The organism is Legionella busanensis, from assembly GCF_900461525.1.
GTDB classification, from domain to species: domain Bacteria; phylum Pseudomonadota; class Gammaproteobacteria; order Legionellales; family Legionellaceae; genus Legionella_C; species Legionella_C busanensis.
Genome location: NZ_UGOD01000001.1, coordinates 3384618 through 3404925 on the forward strand (window position 1 = coordinate 3384618; position 20308 = coordinate 3404925).

A 20308-nucleotide genomic window follows, 5' to 3' on the forward strand; every position below is an offset into this window, starting at 1 on the left:
GTTAGATATTTTATTATTTCTTTTTTATAGGCCTTTTCCAACCTAAAATTGTCTTTTGTCGATTTTCGCATATTGTTAGTTCACCTGCAGGAACATCCTTACGAATAGTACTACCAGCACCAACTGTTGCGTAAGCACCTACTTTAACGGGTGCAACTAATTGGGTATCTGAGCCAATAAAAGCCCCATCTTCAATAATGGTTTGATGTTTATTTGCGCCATCATAATTACAAGTAATGGTACCAGCGCCAATATTAACATCTTTACCTAAAGTTACATCACCCAAATAACTTAAGTGACTGGCTTTACTGCCCTCAGCAAAGACAGCGTTCTTAGTCTCAACAAAATTGCCTATTTTACATTGCCGTCCTAATTGGGTACCCGGACGTAAACGAGCAAAAGGTCCTATTTGACATTGTTCTTCGATTTTACATTTTTCAAGGACACTATTTGCTAAGATTTCAGAGCCAGTGCCTAAAGTTACATTGGTAAGGACACAATTAGGTCCAATAGAGCAATTATCCCCTATAATTACATCCCCAATAAAAATACAATTAACATCAATAAATACATCTCGACCACAAACTAATTTACCGCGTATATCAATGCGATTAGCATCAGCAATCATAACACCACTTAATAATAATTGTTCGGCTTGCCGTTGCTGCCAGGCTCGCTCCATTTGCTGTAATTGTAATCGGGTATTCACTCCTTGAATTTCTAAATTATCTTCTGTTGTAAAAGAATTAATGCTATATCCTTCGTGAACTGCAAAAGAAATGATTTCAGTAAGATAATATTCCTTCTGGGCATTATTATTATTAAGTAAAGGTAGCCATCGTTCTAAGTCTTTCGCCGGAATACAACAAATTCCCGTGTAAATTTCATTAACTTGCTTTTGTTCTAGAGTGGCATCTTTTTCTTCGACGATTTCTTTTATAGCGCCTGTATGATCACGAATAATTCGTCCAAGCCCCGTTGGGTCAGGTAAATTTGCTACTAATAAAGCAAGAGAGCCAATAGACTTATTAAAGCTACAAGCCATTTCAACTAATTTTTGCAACGTATGCACCTGAATTAAAGGGACATCCCCTGAAAGAATCAATACCTGGGAATTAATTGAAAGATGAGACAAAGCTTGTTTAACCGCATGCCCTGTACCTAATTGCTGATCTTGTGAAATCCAATTGACCTCTAAATTATTTAATTCTTGTCTGACTTGTTCGCCACCATGGCCATAAACGATATGAATAGCGGCTGGCTTTAATTGTTGAGCTGTAGTAATGACATGCTGCAACAAAGGCACACCTGCAAGTGTATGAAGTACTTTTGGTTTAGCAGAATACATCCTTTTACCTTGTCCCGCTGCAAGTATAATAATCTCTAAAGATATCATTACTGTAATTTCCTTAAGCTAATTGGCATCATCCTAGCTGCTAGATACCTGATTTAAGCAATTTGATTTGATATTGCTAATATTATAATTACTGATATGATAAAAAAATTGCGCCACAAGGAGTAGTGTAAAATGACTATTTTTCTAAAAATAATTCGTGATCACTTAATTAATGAGTTAACAGATTATATGGGTAACTCTTCCGCTGCAGATAAATCTTTTTTTAATCGTATTTCTCAGTCTTTAAGTGCGGGCCGAGAAAGCACACTTTCAACTAAAAAGCGTGCTATTGCAAGTCAATTGCTTCATACATTAAATAATCTTAATCCTTCAATACCTGCTTTACCAAAAGCACCTGATACAAATTTAAAGGAAAAAGATAAGGAATCAAAGTTACAATCGGATAAAACAGAAATTTCACTTGCCCCTGATAACCTCGATGAATCTATTCTAATAGGAGAAAAGACATTTCAAGATAAAGCAATCGCAGAGCAAATTATTAAACTATTAACAGATGCTAAAGATGAGGCAAAGAAAATTTGTGATGCTTTAAATTATGATGAAGGTACATTTGGTCCTTTGATTCTCGATAATGTAAAAGTCATTAATAAATTCTTAGAGAAATTAACTGATATGCAACTACAGGATGTCCTTGATGACTCAGATCCTTATAATAAATTCTGCTTTCACATGGCGAGTTATTTATTCAAAAATACATTAGCTGAACTACACTCTAGTACCTTAGATAAAATAACTAATAACCCTAAAATAACTAACTCTCGTAAACTTACTCGAGAGAAAGAAGAGCTTGTTAAAGAGATGATTAAAACATGTAAAGAAGATTTGGATGTATTAAATAAAAATCATAGTAAATATCGTCAACATCGGCAAAAGTGTGTTCTAGATAATATAGGTGAATTAAAAAGAAGAAATGTTGATAAAGTTAATGAATACGGTATAAATGTGAGTGTACCTATTACTTTTGCTTTTTTCTCTACACTTAATATCAATGCCCCCAAACTAGGCCCTGAAGCAGGAACACTTAACAACTGTTTAACGCTTGCAGAAAATGAAATAAGAATGGAAAACCTAGGACAGCTAGTAGAGAATAATACTTCAAGTGTCAACACACTTTCGCTATAGAAGATAATATATTTTTATAGAATCCAAACAAATATTATCCCGTAAGATGCTTACGCATTTATACGGGATATAGATATCCAATATTTATTTACTATAAATGGAGAAAACAATTTAGATGCTAAACGAATACTAATTTATGCACTAAGCTCACCACATAAATTTGTCTCCATGAGCGCCTTTATGCGAGTAGGCGTTAGATTTTTACTTAATAAATAAAGTAATTTACAGTGGGCCGCTTCAGGTGTCATATCACGCCCACTAATTAAGCCTGCTTGCTTTAATCCATGGCTCGTTGCATATTGACCCATTTCAACTGAACCCTGCTGACACTGTGTACAATTGACAATAATAATATTACGCTCACATGCCTGCTTCAGTAAATTTAAAAACTGTAAATCATAATTAGGCGCATTACCTGAACCATAAGTTTCTAAAACAAGACCTTTTAAAGGCTGTTGTAATAACGAAGCTAAAATATCGGTTAAAAACCCTGGAAATAAACGAATATTAGCAATTAAATGAGTAGAAATTTTTTGTAATTGTAATTCTTTCGTAGGTTTAGGTAATAAGAGCTTATGATGGATATTAATAGAAATCCCAATGCTTGCAAGGTGGGGATAATTGGGCGAATCAAACGCTCGAAAACGTTCAGCACTGATTTTTTGTGTTCGATTACCTCGCAATAATCGTTGATTAAAATAAATGCAAACTTCATGAATTGGCTCATGTGCACATAACCATAATGAAGTAATGATATTATCAGTTGCATCATTTCTTACTTCTGATAAGGGAATTTGTGAACCTGTTATAATTATAGGTTTAGCAAGATTTTCTAGCATAAAAGATAAGGCTGAAGCCGTATAAGCCATAGTGTCGGTACCATGGAAAACAATAAAACCATCGTAGGTTTGATAATGTTCAAAAATATCTGTAGCAATACGATTCCAATCGGTCATCGTCATGTTAGAAGAATCAAGTAATGGTGTATATTCTTTAATATCATAAACAGGCATATCAGGATGATGTAAAGCAGGGATTTGAGTCAATGTCTTTTCAACATAGCCTAGCGCAGGTTCATAACCGTAGTTGGTTTTGATACTGCTAATCGTGCCACCGGTATTTAAAATTAATACTCGTTTCTTCATGTCTTTAATTATTTTCTAAAAGATCACGAGTTTACCATAATGGTTTAATTTTTTTGAATGAGATAGTTTAAAAATAGCTCTATTTCATTAGAGTTATCCTCACTGCGAATTTTTTTCTCTTAAGATTAAATAAGCTCTCTTAATAATAAATTCACTCTCATTAAAAATGAGCTCGGTGCAGTTTTATTCCTACTCATACCGCTTTTTCAAATCTAAATCATTGTTTTGTATATTTTTGTTAATCTTTTAAAAATCTTCCTAATTTAATAAGCCATTAGAATGTGCAAATGAATCGCAAAAAATGGCCTTTTATTAAACAAAAAGATTCAGCAAAATTAGTTTGCAAAAATGTAAAATCTTACAAATCAACCTGTTATTTACTTACAATTTGTGTTAGAAAAAAACTTAGTGCGGCAAATAAAATCAAGATACCATTTTATTTAAATTTTAGGTAGTAATAATATGAGCAATAGCCTTTGGAGTCTTATACTCGGACAAGAGGGATTAAATCGAGCTCGTAGTTTATTTGTGAACCTGGATGCTAATCCCACAGACCCTTTTGCTAATTTAAAATTTGAAGAAGCTCATCAGTTACGTAACTTACTACCGTCGCTTTCAAGTTACTATAGCTTCGAATTAACTCATATTAATCCGGCCTATTTTAGGTATTTAAATGATAAGCAACGTGAAGAGCTAAGAGATAAGCTATTTTTCATGTTTTATATTTTTGCGCTAGAACATACTATCCATTTAATAGAAGATCGCAAAGAAAAAAGGATTGAGCTTGAAGATAAACTCAAACAATGTAGTATACTTTTAGATGAATTAAGAAAAAGCACTCTGCCGTTAACGCCTCAAAATCAATTAAATAAAGAAATTGATAGTACCGAAAAATGCTTATATTTATTAGGCTATACTATTGTTGCGCCTATTGATGTAGAGAAGGCTCTGGCTCTCCTTAATAGAAGATATAAAGAGTCTAAACAAGTCGATATCGATGCTAATACGGGAAAAATAAACGAATATCTAACAATTATAAATAATGCACGCCTATATTGGGTGTGGGCAGGTAGTTTACTTGATAATGTTTTTAAAGCGATGTTTAATCAAGAGGCGCAAGAACATTTAAATATTATTGGGCCTGCTGCAGGCTATATGAGCTTTATCGTCTATTATTTACGTTTCATTAGAAATTTTCTTTTACTACTTAAGCATACCATCAAAGGTTTTTGGATGAGCGCTGCTGAACAAGAAATTGATCTTCCCGCTTGGGAAAAATTAAAAACTCAGTGGCAACAGCGTAAATTTGCACTATTAAATGATTTAATCTGGGGGCTTGCTAATATGGCTTGCTACCTTTGGCTTAAAGGTGATGGCAAGCTAGGTTACGCTGGTAATATAGTTTGCGCTGGTTTATTACTCATGGATTTAACCTTATCAATCTGGCGTTACAAAGAAGAGAAAAAAGAATATAACGAAAAAATAATGGCCCTTAATGAAGCTAAACAACACTTATTAAAGCTCAGAACTAACCTTGAAGAGCAGATAGAGCTGCGAGAAAAATTAGCGGAGTGCACCCAAGTAAGAGAAGCTCTATTAGCTTTATTACGAGAGCAAAGAGAGTTGAATTATAAACTTGCTGAAAATGATAAGCTAAAGAAAGATATTGAATTTAATTGGAAATATATTCGTTATCAACATATTAATAATATAGCTTACTCAGCGATTTTATTATCAAGTTTTACAGTTATGAGCAGTTTTCTTATGCCATCTCCTCTAGCAGTACAGGTATTAGGTCATGCAGCTTTATTATCAACAGGCATAGCAGGAGCCGCATTATGCTTTGCTTTCACTACTATTTATGCTGCTGTCAACTATGCCATTGAAATAGGTAAATTAAGGGAATCAAAAAAATCAATAGAAACGGATTTAGATCAATTATATAAAGAATTTAAAGGCTTACAAAGTGATGATGAAGATTCAGAAAATCAACGCAAGCAACTTTTTTTACGCATTAAGGGATTAGAAGCAGAGGCAGACTATAATCGACGACTAATTTTATTTCAAAATTTGAAATTAGCTAAATCCATTATAAGCAATGTCTTAATTCCCGCACTTGTCTTTATTGCACTTGCCTTCATGCCATTTGGCTTCGGGGCTGCTGTTATAGTTGCTAGCCTCCTTTTGATAATCTTAACTAACGTCTTAATAAATAGGCAAGAGCCCAAGGCGCCTACATTAATTAACTTTAATAAACATGCCTATCAGCAGTTCCAACAAGAACAAGATGATGTAGCAGCTGTAGAAAAGAACACAGGAAGAAAAATTAATCGCTCTAGTTTTTTTTACTCACCAAGCATAGAACTAAAATCAGCTACCGAAGAAAGAGAACTACTTTTAGCAGGAATAGGAAGCAAAGTAACAAGTGCGGGTGGAACCTAAGAATTAATTTGTGCAAATTCACATTCATTTTATTGATACCCTTCCCTTATTACGTAGTTTTCTCTTAAAGAGAAATTTAGAATGCTTTAAATTACTACTAATAAAATAGAGCGACAAATGATTCTAGGACCATTCGGATAATTTGCAATAAAATTCGCTGTGTTCGGTTTTCAATTAAATCAAGAAGTAATTCACGGTACGCTGGCTTTAGACTATCATAATAATTATTTGGTATTGTTGCTGAGCCTAACAAATTATTAATTTCATCTACTGTGCGTGGCATAAACAACTCCAAAGCGCAATTCTGTACTAATGTTATACAATAAAATCAAGTTTTAATAAAAAATTTTAGCGAGATATAATCCTTCTAAGCAATTTAATTAATAGGAGAAAAGGATGTGTGGACGCTTTGTGCTAGAAATTAATACTGAGCGCTTAAAAGACCAATTTGGGCAAGTCACTATTGAATCCATACCACAAGGTTATAATATAGCGCCAACGGAGCAAGTACTGTGTTTAAGACAAACCGAACAAGGCTTGCTGGCTGAAAAGATGAAATGGGGTATAACACCTTGGTATCTAACTGAAAAAAATACGGTATTATTTAACGCACGCCAAGAAAGTGTGGCTGAAAAATCCGTTTTTCGTCAAAGTTTTAAACATCGCCGTTGTCTTATGCTAATGAGTGGTTTTTTCGAATGGCAACATACAAAACAAGCAAATTCTGTTAAAAAGCAACCTTATTATATAACCCGAGCAGATAAAAAATTGCTTGCTATCGCTGCAATTTGGGAGCAAGGTAAAACCGCGGAAGAAACAAATAACTTACCTTCTTGTTGTCTATTAACTACAGACGCTAATGATATCCTTAAAAAGGTGCATAATCGTATGCCTTGGGTTTTAAATGAAGAACAGCAGGAATTGTGGTTACAAATTAAACCTTTAGAAGCTAACCATCTTGAACTCATTAAACAATTAAATAAGCCCATTGAACTTGATTATTTTCCAGTACGTACGATAGTAAATAATGCTCGATATAAGGCGAAAGATACTATAAATCCCTTATAACTCATTTATAATTAGCTATTTTATTTATTATGCGGTCACAATACTAAATGTAATAAATTCAGCTAATTGTCCATAACCTAAGTAATCATAAACTAAGTTAGCTAACTTTACTTGCACCTTCTCGCCTATGGTTAAATCATCCCTGCTTTTTATATTTAGTACTCAAATTTTTAATTTAACACGCTACATCTAGCTATTACTTATTATATACTGCCTGCCTCGTCGACATGTTTAATTAATCCTTTTTGCAAGTAAAGAGGGGCTATAATTTGACGAATTTTAGGAATCTTCTTCATATACCAAAACAAGACAAACAAAAGTATTATTGCAGCAACACCAAAAGCAATCATGACATTAAAAAAACTACCAACCAAGCCATAAAATAAAGTACTACCAATAGGAATAGTACCAAAACTTACCATAGTAATAATGCCAATTACCCGACCCTGAAAATCTTGGGGAACAATTTGCTGGATAAATACCATACCAGCCGTTAGCGTAACCATTAAGCCAAAATCAACTAGGAGCAACACGGGTATCGCCAACCATACTGAACGGCAAAAAGCCAATAAGAACATACTAATTACTAAAATTAAAAGAGAAATAAGGAATATTCGATTTAATCCTAGCACTGTTTTCCGTGCTGACATATAGAAAGCACCAATAGTACCTCCTACACCCCCTATAGCTAACAATAAACCTAATGTTCCTGCATTACCGCCTAAATAGTAGCGATTAACGACAGGTATTAGAAATAGATAAGGCCATCCTAATAAACCGATAAAACCTAATACGGTAATAATAACAAACACAGGCAATGAATTTTTTACATAAAATAAACCAGCAAGCATTTCTTGTAGAACTGACTTTCTAGTTATCTGCTTTTCTACTTTATGAGGAATATTTAATAAGAAAACAAAACTTAAAAGAAATAATAACGCATTAAACCAGTAAGTTGCCCCCTCGCTTATATAAGTAATAAGAAGCGCCCCTAATCCATAGCCAAAAAACATAACTACGCGATTGGTTGAGTTAATTAGGCTAGTAGCACTTCCTTTTACATTTTCATCGGTAATGATATCAGACACACTTGCTACTATAGCAGGGAAATAAAAAGACTGGCTAAATCCATATATAATTACTAAAAATAACATTAGCCAAAAATTTGGCCAACCAAATAATAAAAGTATGGCCATAAAAAGTGCTGCAAACAGTCCACTTAAAGAAACTAACCTCATAATAAGAGGCTTTTGATATCGATCTACAATTGCCCCTACTAAAGGGCCAAAAAGCATGGGTAAATTAAAGCCAAAACCTATTAAACCCACATAAAAAGGAGAATTACCTTTAATATGTGTAGCGATTAAGCCAAATACCATGCCTGCCATCCAAACAGCTGTAAAGAAACATATTTCTGAACTATATATGAAGCGAAACCCAGGATAAGTAAAAGGTTTTACAAATGGTAATTTAAAAAAATTCATATAGAGCTCTCTAACTGTATTTAGTGGTAGGTATTTAAGAATGTAGCGACATTATTTAATTTTAGTTGTTTATCTAGATAGTTTAGTTCAATAGCTAATTTTAATTGATAAATGTTATTCAAAGCAGATAAAAATTTATTAAAGTAGTATTAATTCATTTAGTTTGTTTTTATAAATTAAATGTGTATAAATTTATGGTTATTTGCCCGATAAAAAAATTTTCAACTTAAATTATTGAATTTAAAGACTTTTTAAAAAGAGGGCTTGTGGGTAAGTTGTGTATAATTTTGTTAATAATTTAAATACGTTATTTTAAAGCGCACTTTGCCTTTTATAATTCTAAAATGCAAAGTGCATAACAAGTCTGCTTATTTTAATGTTTTGCGCAATTTTTGTATGGCTCGAATTTGCGCCACCGCTCTTGCTAACTCTGTCGCAGCTAAAGCATAATTCAATTCAGCATTCTTACCAGACATTGCTTCTTCAGCTCTTGCTTTCGCTGCAAGTGCAGCTGTTTCATCTAGGTTTTCTGCTCGCTCAACAACATCTGCCAAAACTGAAACATGATAAGGTTGAACTTCCAACATACCACCAGAAACATAATAAATTTCCTGCTCACCACCTTGATGCGTAACTCTAATTTCACCAGGTTTTAATACTGTAAGCAAAGGCGCATGACCAGGCGATATACCAACTTCCCCCAATTCGCCAGTAGCAACCACCATTTCTACGGGCCCTGAAAAAATCTCTTGTTCTGCACTGACAATATCCAAACGAGTTGTATTTGCCATATTATCTACTTGCCTCATAATGTTTTTGCTTTAGCTACGGCTTCTTCAATACTACCAACCATATAGAAAGCTTGTTCAGGTAGATCGTCATACTCACCAGCAAGAATACCTTGGAAGCCTTTGATGGTATCTTTTAGCGACACATATTTTCCAGGAGAACCCGTAAATACTTCTGCAACGAAGAAAGGTTGTGATAAAAAGCGTTGAATTTTTCGCGCACGGGTAACAACACGTTTATCTTCTTCTGACAATTCATCCATACCTAAAATAGCAATGATATCTTTTAACTCTTTATATCGTTGTAACGTCTGCTGGACACGACGCGCTGTATCGTAATGTTCTTGCCCTACAACAAGTGGATCAAGTTGTCGCGAGGTAGAATCAAGTGGGTCTACAGCAGGATAAATACCTAGCTCAGCAATTTGACGTGATAACACAACTGTTGCATCTAAGTGAGCAAATGTAGTTGCAGGTGATGGATCGGTCAAGTCATCCGCAGGTACATATACTGCTTGTATTGATGTAATCGAGCCTGTTTTTGTAGAAGTAATGCGTTCTTGTAACATACCCATTTCTTCAGCTAAAGTTGGTTGATAACCTACAGCGGAAGGCATTCGGCCTAGTAATGCTGAAACTTCCACACCTGCCAAGGTATATCGGTAAATATTATCAATAAATAAAAGTACATCTCGACCTTCATCACGAAACTTTTCAGCCATGGTTAAACCAGTTAACGCAACGCGTAAACGGTTTCCAGGTGGTTCATTCATCTGACCATAAACAAGTGATACTTTATCAAGTACGTTTGAATCCTTCATTTCATGATAGAAATCATTTCCTTCTCGAGTTCGCTCACCAACACCAGCAAATACTGAGTAACCGCTATGCTCAATAGCAATATTACGGATTAATTCCATCATATTTACAGTTTTACCAACACCTGCACCACCAAAGAGGCCTACTTTTCCTCCTTTAGCAAATGGACAGAGTAAGTCAATAACTTTAATACCAGTTTCTAATAGCTCTTGGCTACCAGCTTGCTCTTCATAACTTGGAGCTTTACGGTGTATTGGCCAAAGCTCTTCCGCTTCAACAGGGCCTTTTTCATCAATAGGACGTCCTAAAACATCCATAATTCGGCCTAAGGTTTTCTTGCCAACGGGTACTTGAATTGGCTGTCCTGAATTAGTAGCACGTATACCTCGCTTAAGGCCATCAGTAGAACCCATAGCAATCGTACGCACAACACCATCACCTAATTGTTGTTGTACTTCAAGTACTAATTCATTATCCAATTGCAGCGCATCATTAACTTTGGGAACGTTATCACGATCAAATTCAACGTCTACTACCGCACCAATTATCTCAACTACCGTACCTAAACTCATAAAATTACCCTCTTATAAAGCGGATGCACCACCGACAATTTCTGCTAACTCTTGTGTAATGGCAGCTTGCCGAGCTTTGTTATAAGCCAATTGAAACTGTTTAATTAATTCACCAGCGTTGTCAGTTGCGCTTTTCATAGCAATCATTTTTGCTGCTTGCTCACAAGCAATATTTTCTACAACAGCCTGATAAGCCTGTAATTCAATATAGCGTTCCAATAAAGCATCTAATAATTCTTTGGCATCAGGCTCATAAATATAATCCCAATAATGCCCTAAGTTTTGACTATCTTCTTCTGCTACAGGAAGAGGAAGCAATTGTTTAATGAGAGGCTTTTGAGTCATTGTATTAATGAACTCATTATAAACAATATGTAAAGCATCAATTTGACCATCATAGAAAGCATCCAGCATTACTTTAACTATACCAATTAAATCTTTTACACCAGGTTTATCACCTAAATGATCAGCTGAAGCAATAATATTGCCTCCTACTCGTTTGAAAAAAGCTTGGCCTTTACGACCTATGACACATAAATCAACTTCTTTATTTTCATTCTGCCATTGACGCATTATACGCACAGTTTCACGCAATAGATTGGCATTTAAGCCACCCACTAAACCTCTATCAGAAGTTACCACGATTAAACCTACGCGTTTAATTTCCCTTGCCGTCATAAAAGGATGACGATATTCTGAATTGGCACGCGCAATATGTTTAACAACATCATATATTTTAGTGGCATAAGGTTTAGATGCACGCATTCTATCTTGCGTTTTTCGCATTTTACTTGCTGCAACCATTTCCATCGCTCGAGTAATTTTTTGAGTATTTTTTGTACTCGCAATTTTCGAACGAATCTCTTTTGCTCCAGGCATATACTCACCTTAATTTATTTGTTGGATATTAAACCAACTACAAGCTTATTTGTTACTTACCAGCTGCCTGTACGTTTAAATTCCTCAACGGCTTTGCTCATTTCTGCTTCTATATTATTATCATAAGCACCGCTTTCATTAATTTTACCCATCAATGAGGCGTAAGAAGAATGCATAAAGGCTCGTAAAGCAGCTTCAAAACTACCAATTTCATTAGTAGGAATATCGTCTAAATAACCTTTTTCAACGACAAATAAAGAAACGCTCATGTCTGCTACAGATAATGGAGCATACTGCTTCTGCTTCATGATTTCTGTAATGCGTTGGCCTCGCTCTAATTGTTTACGCGTAGCATCATCTAAATCAGAAGCAAACTGTGAAAATGCCTCTAATTCACGAAACTGAGCTAATGCTAAACGTGTACCGCCTCCAAGCTTCTTCATGATTTTAGTTTGTGCCGCACCACCTACCCGTGATACAGAAAGGCCAGAATTAATTGCTGGACGAACACCTGAGTTAAATAAATCAACATCTAAGAATATTTGACCATCTGTAATAGAAATAACGTTTGTTGGTACGAAAGCAGATACGTCGCCTGCTTGTGTTTCAATAATGGGTAATGCAGTGAGTGAGCCAGTTTTACCTTTTACTTCACCGTTGGTTAAACGCTCAACTTCTGCAGCATTAATACGTGAAGCACGCTCTAATAGTCTTGAATGTAGATAAAAAATATCACCAGGATAAGCTTCACGACCTGGAGGACGTTTTAAAAGCAGGGAAATTTGTCGATATGCCCAAGCCTGTTTAGTTAAATCATCATAAACAATTAAGGCATCTTCACCGCGCTCCATAAAGTATTCACCCATAGCGCAGCCAGAATAAGGAGCAATAAATTGTAATGCAGCAGAATCAGCAGCGCTTGCTACAACAACAATAGTATGTTCCATCGCACCATGTTCTTCAAGTTTGCGTACAGTGTTAGCGATAGAAGAAGCTTTTTGACCAATAGCAACATAAATACATTTAATGCCGGTGCCTTTTTGATTAATAATCGCATCAATAGCAATAGCTGACTTACCTGTTTGTCTATCACCAATAATTAACTCCCGTTGCCCACGGCCAACAGGAATCATGGCATCAATAGCTTTTAAACCAGTTTGTACAGGTTGATCAACTGATTGACGAGAAATAACGCCCGGCGCTACTTTTTCAATAGGTGACATTCTTTTAGCATTAATTGGGCCTTTTCCATCAATAGGATTACCCAATGCATCCACTACTCGACCTAACAAAGCTTCACCTACAGGTACCTCAAGAATTCGACCTGTACACTTACCTTTTTGGCCTTCTGATAAACTTGAAGCATCGCCAAGCACAACAGCACCTACTGAATCACGCTCTAAATTCAGCGCTAATCCATAAATACCGCCAGGGAACTCTATCATTTCGCCCTGCATTACATCGGCTAGACCATGAAGGCGAACAATTCCATCCCTTAAACTGACAATTGTACCTTCATTTCTTGCTTCTGAGACAACATTAAATTGTTCAATTTTCTGTCTAATTAGTTCGCTAATTTCAGATGGGTTTAATGCAACTTGTTCTGACATGAAATCTATCCTCTTAATTTATGCGGCCAAACTGGTGCTAAGTTTTTCTAATTTACCACGGACTGAACCATCTATTACTAAGTCGCCAGCTTGAATTACAGCACCACCAATAAGCGTTTTATCAATTGTAATTTGTAAAGTTACCTTACGTTGTAAACGTTTACTTAATGAATCAATCAATTTTAGCTGCTGATTTTGAGACAACTCTGAATAACTAATTACATTGACTGTAAGCGTTTTTTCTTGTTCCGCACGCATTGCTTCAAATATATTAAAAATATCAGGCAAAGCTTTAAGGCGCTTATTCTCTGCTAACAGAGTAATAAAGTTTTTCAGATAAGTAGCATCTTCAGAATCAACTTGACCTGCAGTAGCGATCAGTAATTCAATATGCTGCTTTACTGTTGATGCAGGATTATCAATAAAGTTCTCTGCATTTTCATCCAATACCGATAAGGCTAAATTACGCAAGTAATCTGACCAGCGTCGTAATTTTCCGGTATTAAATGCATATTCAAAAACAGCTTTGGCATAAGGCCTAGCAATCGTTACACACTCAGACATGATGTCAAATCTCTTTATCTAAAATTTCAAATTTCTTCAATTAAACTATCTAGCAATTGATTATTTATTTTTTCATCAATTTTGCGCTGAAGAATAACTTCAGCTCCGGCTACAGCTAGTTCTGCTACTTGCTTACGTAAGTTTTCTCTAGCTTGATTAATTTCTTGCTGTAGCTTCTCATGCGCTATTTTAGCTTGACGATTTGCCTCTTGCTTAGCATCTTCTTTAGCTTCTTCAATCAGCTGTGTAGCCCGCTTTGTCGCCTTTTCAATAATATCTGAGGCTTGCGCTTTAGCGTGCTTTATTTCGTCTTTAACACGAAACTGTGCCAATTCAAGCTCTTTGCGACCTCGTTCAGCCGCAGCAAGGCCATCTGCAATTTTATTTTGGCGTTCTTCCATAGCCTTTGCCAAAGGAGGCCAAACAAATTTCATCGTAAACCAAACAAATACGGCAAATACCAGCATTTGTATAATCAGTGTAAAATTAATATCCAACGCAGTCTCCCCCTGTAACTTTTAAAACGCAAAGGCGCCTCTTGTTATCAAGCACCTAAATTACTTAGGAAAGGGTTAGCAAAAGTAAAGAACAAAGCAATACCTACACCAATCATTGTTACAGCATCAAGTAAACCAGCAACAATAAACATTTTTACTTGTAACATAGGAACCATTTCTGGTTGGCGTGCAGAACCTTCAAGAAATTTACCTCCTAAAAGGCCAAAACCTATTGCTGTACCTAAAGCCCCAAGACCAATAAGTAATGCGACTGCAATAACAGTCATACCTTGAACTTGTGCGATTAAATTTGCAGCTTGCATATAAATCCCCTTAAATGAACAATGAAATTAAAACGAACTAATGATCTTCATGAGCTAAACTGAGGTAAACAATCGTTAAGACCATAAAGATAAATGCTTGTAATGTAATAACCAATATATGAAAAATCGACCAACCAAGTGATAATAAGAATTGGGCCACACCTAATGTTGCAGTACCTGCTATAGATGACTGAGCTGTAACATTAAGTGTTAGCAAAGCAATTAAAATAAAAATCAGCTCGCCTGCATATAAATTACCAAATAACCGTAATGCTAAAGAAATAGGTTTAGCAATTAAGCCGACTAGTTCTAGTAGCATGTTAAATGGAATAAACAATGGATGATTAAAAGGCTGTAAAGTTAATTCTTTTGCAAACCCTTTTATGCCTTTGATTTTAATACTATAAAAAATAATTAGTAAGAATACTGATAATGCTAAAGCGAGTGTTAAGTTTAAATCATTTGTAGGTACGACTTTTAGATAATGAATCCCTACCGATTTTGCCATAATAGGGAGAACATCCACAGGGACAATATCCATAAAGTTCATTAAGAAAACCCAAGCAAAAATCGTTAATGCTAATGGCCCAATGAGTTTATTTTTGCCATGGAAACAGTCTTTTACTTGGTTATCAGCAAATTCGAGCATCAATTCAGCGAAGTTTTGTAACTTTCCGGGAACACCCGTCGTAATTTTACGGGCGCCAATATACAAAAGGCCTAATACTATAAATCCCAAAACCACAGAGAAAAATAACGTATCAAGATTTATGGTCCAAAAACCACCGGTTGACCCTAAACTCATCGTTTTAAGATCATAAGTCAGGTAAGTTAAATGGTGTTTAATATAATTTGTACTTGATGCCATTTCAGTCACTTTCGGGCCTATTCTGTTTACTATCAACCAGTAGTGGAGCAAACCAATGCGTCATCACCACAACTATATATGTTAAAAAAAATGCCAGAGGAGTTACCTCAAAAAATATAAAAACCAAGGTAAATAGTACAATTGATGATATTATTTTTAGAAATTCCCCAAGATAGAAACTTCTAACTATTTGCCTTGCTGCTCTTGCTCCATGATATTGAAATAACTTTTTTGCAAATACCATCGAAGGCAAAAGAGCGACTAAGCCGCCTAGGAATGCAGAAAAAGCTGCTTGCTTCCCTAAAGCAGTGAGCAATCCTAATACACTTATGGCCCAAACTGTTAATTGAACTAACAGCAAGCGCCTAATTCGGCTCAGACCTTGTTCATCTTTCACTTAGTATACCTACCTTTCAGGCGCGGATTATAAAGTAATCAATTTGGATAAGCAACGCCAATTTCTAATTTTGCTAATCTTTACTCTAACTTATCACCTACTTACCCTAGTATTTGGTAATTTAAAAGCAAATTGCTATATTTAAAATGAGGTTGTTTTTTTTATTGCCATTGAAATTGATAACGTTATTTACTTTAACTCTATGGCACTCATAGTAAGTTTATTTTGAGTTTCAACTTTAAATTAATCTCATGATAGGAATATGTTATGTCTGAGAAGCAACAAGGTACAGCGTATAGCATGCGCGAAAAAATGCTCAATCGTTACGGTGATAGTATATACCATAAACACAATAAAAACCACCTTCCTTACCGTAAACATGCCAGAACCCACCCCGTCAAAATTATGGAATATGAAAATGGGGATGCTCTTGAAGACTTTACTAACTTTAAGGGCACAATTAAATTAAGAAAAATGCGCAAACGACTGGATAATGGTCGTGACCATTGATAAAGTTAACCTTAACCTCCCAGGTTAGCCACTTCCTGGTTTGGGTCGGTTGCCCTGTGGCCTTTTAATAGGCCACAGACTTTAACCGGCAGGCGCTTCACTTAAATTTAAGTAACGCATTAATTTTACAACCCGCATAACGCCTTGTGTGTTTTTTGCTAAGTTTAATACTCGCGCTGCCTGATTAGGTCTAACATCACCCATAACATAAACAATATTATCAACGGTAACAATTTTAAAGTCATTAGGATCAATTTCAGCATCGGCTAATATTTGACTTCTTATTTTAGTTGTGAGCCAGGCATCAGTAAGGTCATTTGCTGGTGCTGAATAAACAGCAACTTGTAAAAATATTTCTCGGTATCCCTCTAAAGTGCGTAAGCGTGCTTCAGCTAAGTGACGTAATTTTCTATTAGGTAAGTGCCCTGCTAATAAGATATCCCCTTTAAATACAGCTAGATCTAGATAACAACCTTCTTGTTTTAATAGACGATCTGCAAATAAGGCTTGATTAGCTTGTAGAGCAAGTTGATAATCATAAACCTTTTTATAAACATTATGCCTATCATAAATTAGCGAAGCGCCTGTCCATAAAGTACCTATGCAGCTAGTTAATAGCAAAAAGGTTAAAATGATAAATAAATAAAACCCACATCGATGCATATTTAGCAAATCCTTTACTTAAAAGCACTATTAACGTGAGTTCGACATAAAGAGATAAATGTTCTTTTATGTCGTTAAACGAACGTTATCCCATAAAATGCAAAGCATTTATGCAGGATTCATATTAAATAAAATTTAATATACAAATTATTTTATACTAGTTATGTAATTGTAATCCCTTCTTTCTATATACATTATCTAGACTGGCGCCATACTGAAATAAGATTATTTTAATATTAAAATAAGACAATTAAGTAATATAGCGAAATACCTTAACTACCTTACGAACACCTTCCACATGTCTAGCAACATCAACAGCTAGCTCAGCCTGCTCCTGTGTTACTATTCCCATTAAATAAACTATTGAATTTTCAGTAACAACCCTTATAGAACCAGATTCTAAACCTTTTCGACTAAGCATATAACTTCGAACCTGACCTGTAATGAAAATATCGGTGGTTTTTTGTTTTAAAGGAAGTGGCTCGCCAATAGTTAATTCATTATACACACGGCAAACGGCAGGTGCATTTTGAGCTAATTTTTCAGCATTAATTCGTAAAGATGGATTAGACGTTTGCCCAACTAGTAAGACAATTTGATTAAAACTAACTACATTTATATGCGAGCTATTAAAACGAGAATCCTCAATAATCGCTTTGTGTATTAAATGAAATATCCGTAAGTCACTTTCTATTGACTTTAAAGAGCGCCGATCATAGACAATTACGCCTGCAGCAGCTCCAGCTACCACAGCAGCCACACAACTACAAAGTAAACTACTAATTAATAAATAAATTACAGCACGGCACTTCATCGTTACTCCAACATTTGCCCAAATAAAGATTGATCAATTAAGTCGCAAAAGCAATGTAATATAAATAAATGAATCTGACGAATTAAAGCGGCATTATCTGCCACGACACGAATTTCAATATCTTCAGGACCTAAATGGTTAGCTAAAACACCACCATCTCGGCCATTCAAAGCAATCGTGTCCATACCACGATCATTAGCTGCATTGATTGCATTTAAAATACTATCAGCATTACCTGAGGTTGAAATAACCATCAGAATATCACCTTCTTGACCCAAAGCTTGAATTTGGCGAGCAAAAACATGTTCGTAATGGCTATCAGTTGCTATTGCCGTAACTGATGAGGTATCCCCTGTTAGATTAAATACTGGTAATGCTGGACGTTCCACTGCAAAGTGATGAAGCATAGCGGCCGAGAAATGATGGCAATTAGCGGCAGAGCCACCATTTCCACATAACAATATTTTGCCATCATTCAATAAGCAGTTAACTAAACGAGCTCCAGCTTTTGCTATTAGTGCTGATAAAGAGTCAGCAGCAGAAATCTGATTTTCGATACTCATACCAAAAAGTTGTTTAACTCTTTCTTCCAATTGCGACATAACTAATAGTTCCAGGCTTTTTGCATCAAATTCAATATTGTTTTTTTACCTAGCCAAAGGTTAGATTTCCGCAATATACTTATTTTTGGGAAATAATATCAAATTTATTCTTTATCTTTTCTTGGCAAAATGTAACTTAAATAAATATAAAACACTAGTTTAAATTTAAAGGAAAGACTGCCTACTTAAAACGCATTTTTAAGCCATTGCAGTTTTTGCTGATCAATACCAATTACATCAAAACGTACTGGATATTTATCTGACCAGTTTTTAGTTAAGATAAAATGATTAGCTGTTTTTGTAATTTTACTTTGTTTAGCGGCTGTAATACTGGCAAAGGGGCCACCAAATAATGCAGAGCTTCGGGCTCTAACTTCAATAAATACTAGATATTCCCTGTCTTTCATAACTAAATCTATTTCACCCCAACGACATTGATAGTTACTTGCCAATAAGACTAATCCTTGTTGAAGAAGGTAATTACAAGCTTGCTCCTCTGCCGCTAAACCTAGCTTTCTTGACATAGATTCTTCGCTTAACTTTAAATTTAGGTTTTTTATACAAACATATTTATTAATTTAGCCCAAACAAGATGTCTGAGATTATACACTTAGTAATGACTTTCTATGTTTAAAAACTAAGAATTTTGGTAGCATACGTCAATCCAAATCGTATGAATGCAATAGGATAAACGATGGATACTACTTCAGCAACTGCCCAAGGTATACTTTATGTTGTAGCAACGCCAATAGGTAATTTAGACGATATTAGCCAACGTGCTATTAACACCTTAAAACAAGTCGATACTATTTTAGCTGAAGATACACGGCATTCTTTACCTTTGTTAACAGCCCTTGGCATCAGCAAGCCAGTGTGGTCTTTTCATGCTCACAATGAACATGAAAAGACTGAAATTATTTTGCATGCTTTAAAAATGGGTCAAAGCTTCGCATTAATAAGCGATGCTGGTACTCCCCTAATTAGTGATCCAGGCTTTCTATTAGTTAAGCTAGCCAGAACAGCGAACATCCAAATAACGCCTATTCCGGGCCCATGCGCTTTAGTTACTGCTCTCTGTGCAGCAGGTGTACCATGTGATAATTTTTTATTTATTGGCTTCCCACCCGCTAAACAGCAAGCTCGATTAACAAAAATAAAGTCACTATCGCAAAGTGAATATACTATTGTACTCTATGAATCAACGCATAGGATACGTGAGTGTGTTAATACTATTACTGAGGTATATGGCTGCGATTATGAATTTGTATTAGCTAAAGAACTTACTAAAACTTTTGAGCGATTTATCTATGCCAATAGTAATACTATTAAAGCCTGGCTAGAAGAAAATCCTGCTCACATTAAAGGCGAGTTCGTTATTATTTTACCTGCCAGACCTGTGATTAAGTCAGATGAAGAGGATAAAAAATTATTAACTACACTTCTTAAAGAACTACCTTTAAAACAAGCCGTTAAAATCGCTAGTTCACTTTCTTCCACAGCCAAAAATGAGTTATATAAATTGGCCCTAGATTTACAAAATAGGTAAGATATTGGGAAGAAATTGAATAATAAATTAAGTATGAGTAGGTTGGGCTAAACAAAGTGCAGCCCAACAAATGATGAATAGACTACAGAACTTATGATTGAAACTGTTGGGCTGCGCTATACTTAGCCCAACCTACTTATGCTTCAGCGTCAAAATTGAATTGATACATAACATCAAG

22 protein-coding genes are annotated in these 20308 nt (G+C 35.3%); 5 read left to right on the forward strand and 17 right to left on the reverse strand.

The genetic code is table 11. The features are described from left to right. Positions 1-13: 13 nt before the first annotated feature. On the reverse strand, positions 14-1393 hold the full coding sequence (gene glmU / locus DYH30_RS15000; protein ID WP_115332605.1) for a bifunctional UDP-N-acetylglucosamine diphosphorylase/glucosamine-1-phosphate N-acetyltransferase GlmU: 1380 nt from the start codon (positions 1391-1393) through the stop codon (positions 14-16). 135 nt (positions 1394-1528) lie between these two features. Here glmU and DYH30_RS15005 point away from each other — a divergent pair, with 135 nt between their 5' ends. After that, entirely contained in the window at positions 1529-2539 is a 1011-nt protein-coding gene (locus tag DYH30_RS15005) for a hypothetical protein (RefSeq protein ID WP_115332424.1), read from the forward strand. 134 nt (positions 2540-2673) lie between these two features. Here DYH30_RS15005 and ansA read toward each other — a convergent pair whose 3' ends face one another. Further along, positions 2674-3684, reverse strand: coding sequence for an asparaginase (ansA, locus tag DYH30_RS15010; protein WP_115332425.1), 1011 nt, complete (start codon positions 3682-3684; stop codon positions 2674-2676). Between the two features lie 462 nt (positions 3685-4146). Here ansA and DYH30_RS15015 point away from each other — a divergent pair, with 462 nt between their 5' ends. Beyond that, complete coding sequence (locus DYH30_RS15015; RefSeq protein WP_115332426.1) at positions 4147-6126, forward strand: hypothetical protein; 1980 nt, start codon at positions 4147-4149, stop codon at positions 6124-6126. Between the two features lie 97 nt (positions 6127-6223). Here DYH30_RS15015 and DYH30_RS15020 read toward each other — a convergent pair whose 3' ends face one another. Beyond that, positions 6224-6409, reverse strand: a complete 186-nt coding sequence (locus tag DYH30_RS15020) for a hypothetical protein (protein WP_115332427.1) — start codon at positions 6407-6409, stop codon at positions 6224-6226. Between the two features lie 113 nt (positions 6410-6522). On the opposite strand from DYH30_RS15020, the gene DYH30_RS15025 reads away from it, so the two are divergent. Continuing rightward, entirely contained in the window at positions 6523-7194 is a 672-nt protein-coding gene (locus tag DYH30_RS15025; RefSeq protein ID WP_115332428.1) for an SOS response-associated peptidase, read from the forward strand. Between the two features lie 203 nt (positions 7195-7397). Here DYH30_RS15025 and DYH30_RS15030 read toward each other — a convergent pair whose 3' ends face one another. The 10 genes from DYH30_RS15030 to DYH30_RS15075 all read right to left on the reverse strand — a co-directional run bounded on the left by DYH30_RS15030 (position 7398) and on the right by DYH30_RS15075 (position 15995). After that, on the reverse strand, positions 7398-8678 hold the full coding sequence (locus DYH30_RS15030) for an MFS transporter (RefSeq protein WP_115332429.1): 1281 nt from the start codon (positions 8676-8678) through the stop codon (positions 7398-7400). 368 nt (positions 8679-9046) lie between these two features. Next, entirely contained in the window at positions 9047-9469 is a 423-nt protein-coding gene (locus DYH30_RS15035) for a F0F1 ATP synthase subunit epsilon (protein WP_115332606.1), read from the reverse strand. A 14-nt stretch (positions 9470-9483) separates the two neighbouring features. Beyond that, the gene (gene atpD / locus DYH30_RS15040; RefSeq protein WP_115332430.1) at positions 9484-10857 is read right to left on the reverse strand and encodes a F0F1 ATP synthase subunit beta; all 1374 of its coding nucleotides are present in this window, start codon (positions 10855-10857) and stop codon (positions 9484-9486) included. 12 nt (positions 10858-10869) lie between these two features. Continuing rightward, positions 10870-11736, reverse strand: a complete 867-nt coding sequence (gene atpG, locus DYH30_RS15045; protein WP_115332431.1) for a F0F1 ATP synthase subunit gamma — start codon at positions 11734-11736, stop codon at positions 10870-10872. A 56-nt stretch (positions 11737-11792) separates the two neighbouring features. Beyond that, positions 11793-13346, reverse strand: a complete 1554-nt coding sequence (atpA, locus tag DYH30_RS15050) for a F0F1 ATP synthase subunit alpha (protein WP_115332432.1) — start codon at positions 13344-13346, stop codon at positions 11793-11795. 18 nt (positions 13347-13364) lie between these two features. Beyond that, entirely contained in the window at positions 13365-13910 is a 546-nt protein-coding gene (locus DYH30_RS15055) for a F0F1 ATP synthase subunit delta (RefSeq protein ID WP_115332433.1), read from the reverse strand. 26 nt (positions 13911-13936) lie between these two features. Next, entirely contained in the window at positions 13937-14407 is a 471-nt protein-coding gene (locus DYH30_RS15060; RefSeq protein ID WP_115332434.1) for a F0F1 ATP synthase subunit B, read from the reverse strand. Between the two features lie 47 nt (positions 14408-14454). Then, positions 14455-14730, reverse strand: a complete 276-nt coding sequence (gene atpE, locus DYH30_RS15065) for a F0F1 ATP synthase subunit C (RefSeq protein ID WP_115303948.1) — start codon at positions 14728-14730, stop codon at positions 14455-14457. 37 nt (positions 14731-14767) lie between these two features. After that, complete coding sequence (gene atpB, locus DYH30_RS15070; RefSeq protein ID WP_115332435.1) at positions 14768-15598, reverse strand: F0F1 ATP synthase subunit A; 831 nt, start codon at positions 15596-15598, stop codon at positions 14768-14770. Between the two features lies 1 nt (position 15599). Then, positions 15600-15995 (reverse strand): F0F1 ATP synthase subunit I, encoded by a 396-nt coding sequence (locus DYH30_RS15075; protein ID WP_176579744.1) that lies wholly within the window; start codon positions 15993-15995, stop codon positions 15600-15602. Positions 15996-16262: 267 nt separating this feature from the next. Between DYH30_RS15075 and DYH30_RS15080 the strand changes: the two genes are divergently transcribed. Next, positions 16263-16505, forward strand: a complete 243-nt coding sequence (locus tag DYH30_RS15080; protein ID WP_115332436.1) for a hypothetical protein — start codon at positions 16263-16265, stop codon at positions 16503-16505. 81 nt (positions 16506-16586) lie between these two features. On the opposite strand, the gene DYH30_RS15085 is transcribed toward DYH30_RS15080, so the two are convergent. The 4 genes from DYH30_RS15085 to DYH30_RS15100 all read right to left on the reverse strand — a co-directional run bounded on the left by DYH30_RS15085 (position 16587) and on the right by DYH30_RS15100 (position 19108). Continuing rightward, complete coding sequence (locus DYH30_RS15085) at positions 16587-17168, reverse strand: BON domain-containing protein (RefSeq protein ID WP_115332437.1); 582 nt, start codon at positions 17166-17168, stop codon at positions 16587-16589. Positions 17169-17418: 250 nt separating this feature from the next. Next, positions 17419-17982, reverse strand: a complete 564-nt coding sequence (locus DYH30_RS15090) for a BON domain-containing protein (protein WP_115332438.1) — start codon at positions 17980-17982, stop codon at positions 17419-17421. A gap of 2 nt (positions 17983-17984) precedes the next feature. Further along, a complete protein-coding gene (locus DYH30_RS15095; RefSeq protein WP_115332439.1) occupies positions 17985-18584 on the reverse strand; it encodes a D-sedoheptulose-7-phosphate isomerase in 600 nt (199 codons plus the stop codon). A 185-nt stretch (positions 18585-18769) separates the two neighbouring features. Then, the gene (locus tag DYH30_RS15100; RefSeq protein WP_115332440.1) at positions 18770-19108 is read right to left on the reverse strand and encodes a YraN family protein; all 339 of its coding nucleotides are present in this window, start codon (positions 19106-19108) and stop codon (positions 18770-18772) included. 170 nt (positions 19109-19278) lie between these two features. On the opposite strand from DYH30_RS15100, the gene rsmI reads away from it, so the two are divergent. Then, positions 19279-20130 carry a 16S rRNA (cytidine(1402)-2'-O)-methyltransferase gene (rsmI, locus tag DYH30_RS15105; protein WP_115332441.1) on the forward strand — a complete coding sequence of 284 codons (852 nt, stop codon included), beginning with the start codon at positions 19279-19281 and terminating at the stop codon, positions 20128-20130. The last annotated feature ends 178 nt before the right edge of the window (positions 20131-20308 follow it).

Bases quoted from the DNA above. Each gene is read 5' to 3' on its own strand.
- atpG (WP_115332431.1), bottom strand. From the start codon at position 11,736: ATGCCTGGAGCAAAAGAGATTCGTTCGAAAATTGCGAGTACAAAAAAT.
- DYH30_RS15020 (WP_115332427.1), bottom strand. From the start codon at position 6,409: ATGCCACGCACAGTAGATGAAATTAATAATTTGTTAGGCTCAGCAACA.
- DYH30_RS15005 (WP_115332424.1), top strand. From the start codon at position 1,529: ATGACTATTTTTCTAAAAATAATTCGTGATCACTTAATTAATGAGTTA.
- atpD (WP_115332430.1), bottom strand. From the start codon at position 10,857: ATGAGTTTAGGTACGGTAGTTGAGATAATTGGTGCGGTAGTAGACGTT.
- DYH30_RS15015 (WP_115332426.1), top strand. From the start codon at position 4,147: ATGAGCAATAGCCTTTGGAGTCTTATACTCGGACAAGAGGGATTAAAT.
- DYH30_RS15100 (WP_115332440.1), bottom strand. From the start codon at position 19,108: ATGTCAAGAAAGCTAGGTTTAGCGGCAGAGGAGCAAGCTTGTAATTAC.
- atpE (WP_115303948.1), bottom strand. From the start codon at position 14,730: ATGCAAGCTGCAAATTTAATCGCACAAGTTCAAGGTATGACTGTTATT.
- ansA (WP_115332425.1), bottom strand. From the start codon at position 3,684: ATGAAGAAACGAGTATTAATTTTAAATACCGGTGGCACGATTAGCAGT.
- DYH30_RS15025 (WP_115332428.1), top strand. From the start codon at position 6,523: ATGTGTGGACGCTTTGTGCTAGAAATTAATACTGAGCGCTTAAAAGAC.
- DYH30_RS15055 (WP_115332433.1), bottom strand. From the start codon at position 13,910: ATGTCTGAGTGTGTAACGATTGCTAGGCCTTATGCCAAAGCTGTTTTT.
- DYH30_RS15030 (WP_115332429.1), bottom strand. From the start codon at position 8,678: ATGAATTTTTTTAAATTACCATTTGTAAAACCTTTTACTTATCCTGGG.
- DYH30_RS15090 (WP_115332438.1), bottom strand. From the start codon at position 17,982: ATGAAGTGCCGTGCTGTAATTTATTTATTAATTAGTAGTTTACTTTGT.
- DYH30_RS15085 (WP_115332437.1), bottom strand. From the start codon at position 17,168: ATGCATCGATGTGGGTTTTATTTATTTATCATTTTAACCTTTTTGCTA.
- DYH30_RS15095 (WP_115332439.1), bottom strand. From the start codon at position 18,584: ATGTCGCAATTGGAAGAAAGAGTTAAACAACTTTTTGGTATGAGTATC.
- atpB (WP_115332435.1), bottom strand. From the start codon at position 15,598: ATGGCATCAAGTACAAATTATATTAAACACCATTTAACTTACCTGACT.
- DYH30_RS15035 (WP_115332606.1), bottom strand. From the start codon at position 9,469: ATGGCAAATACAACTCGTTTGGATATTGTCAGTGCAGAACAAGAGATT.
- DYH30_RS15080 (WP_115332436.1), top strand. From the start codon at position 16,263: ATGTCTGAGAAGCAACAAGGTACAGCGTATAGCATGCGCGAAAAAATG.
- rsmI (WP_115332441.1), top strand. From the start codon at position 19,279: ATGGATACTACTTCAGCAACTGCCCAAGGTATACTTTATGTTGTAGCA.
- atpA (WP_115332432.1), bottom strand. From the start codon at position 13,346: ATGTCAGAACAAGTTGCATTAAACCCATCTGAAATTAGCGAACTAATT.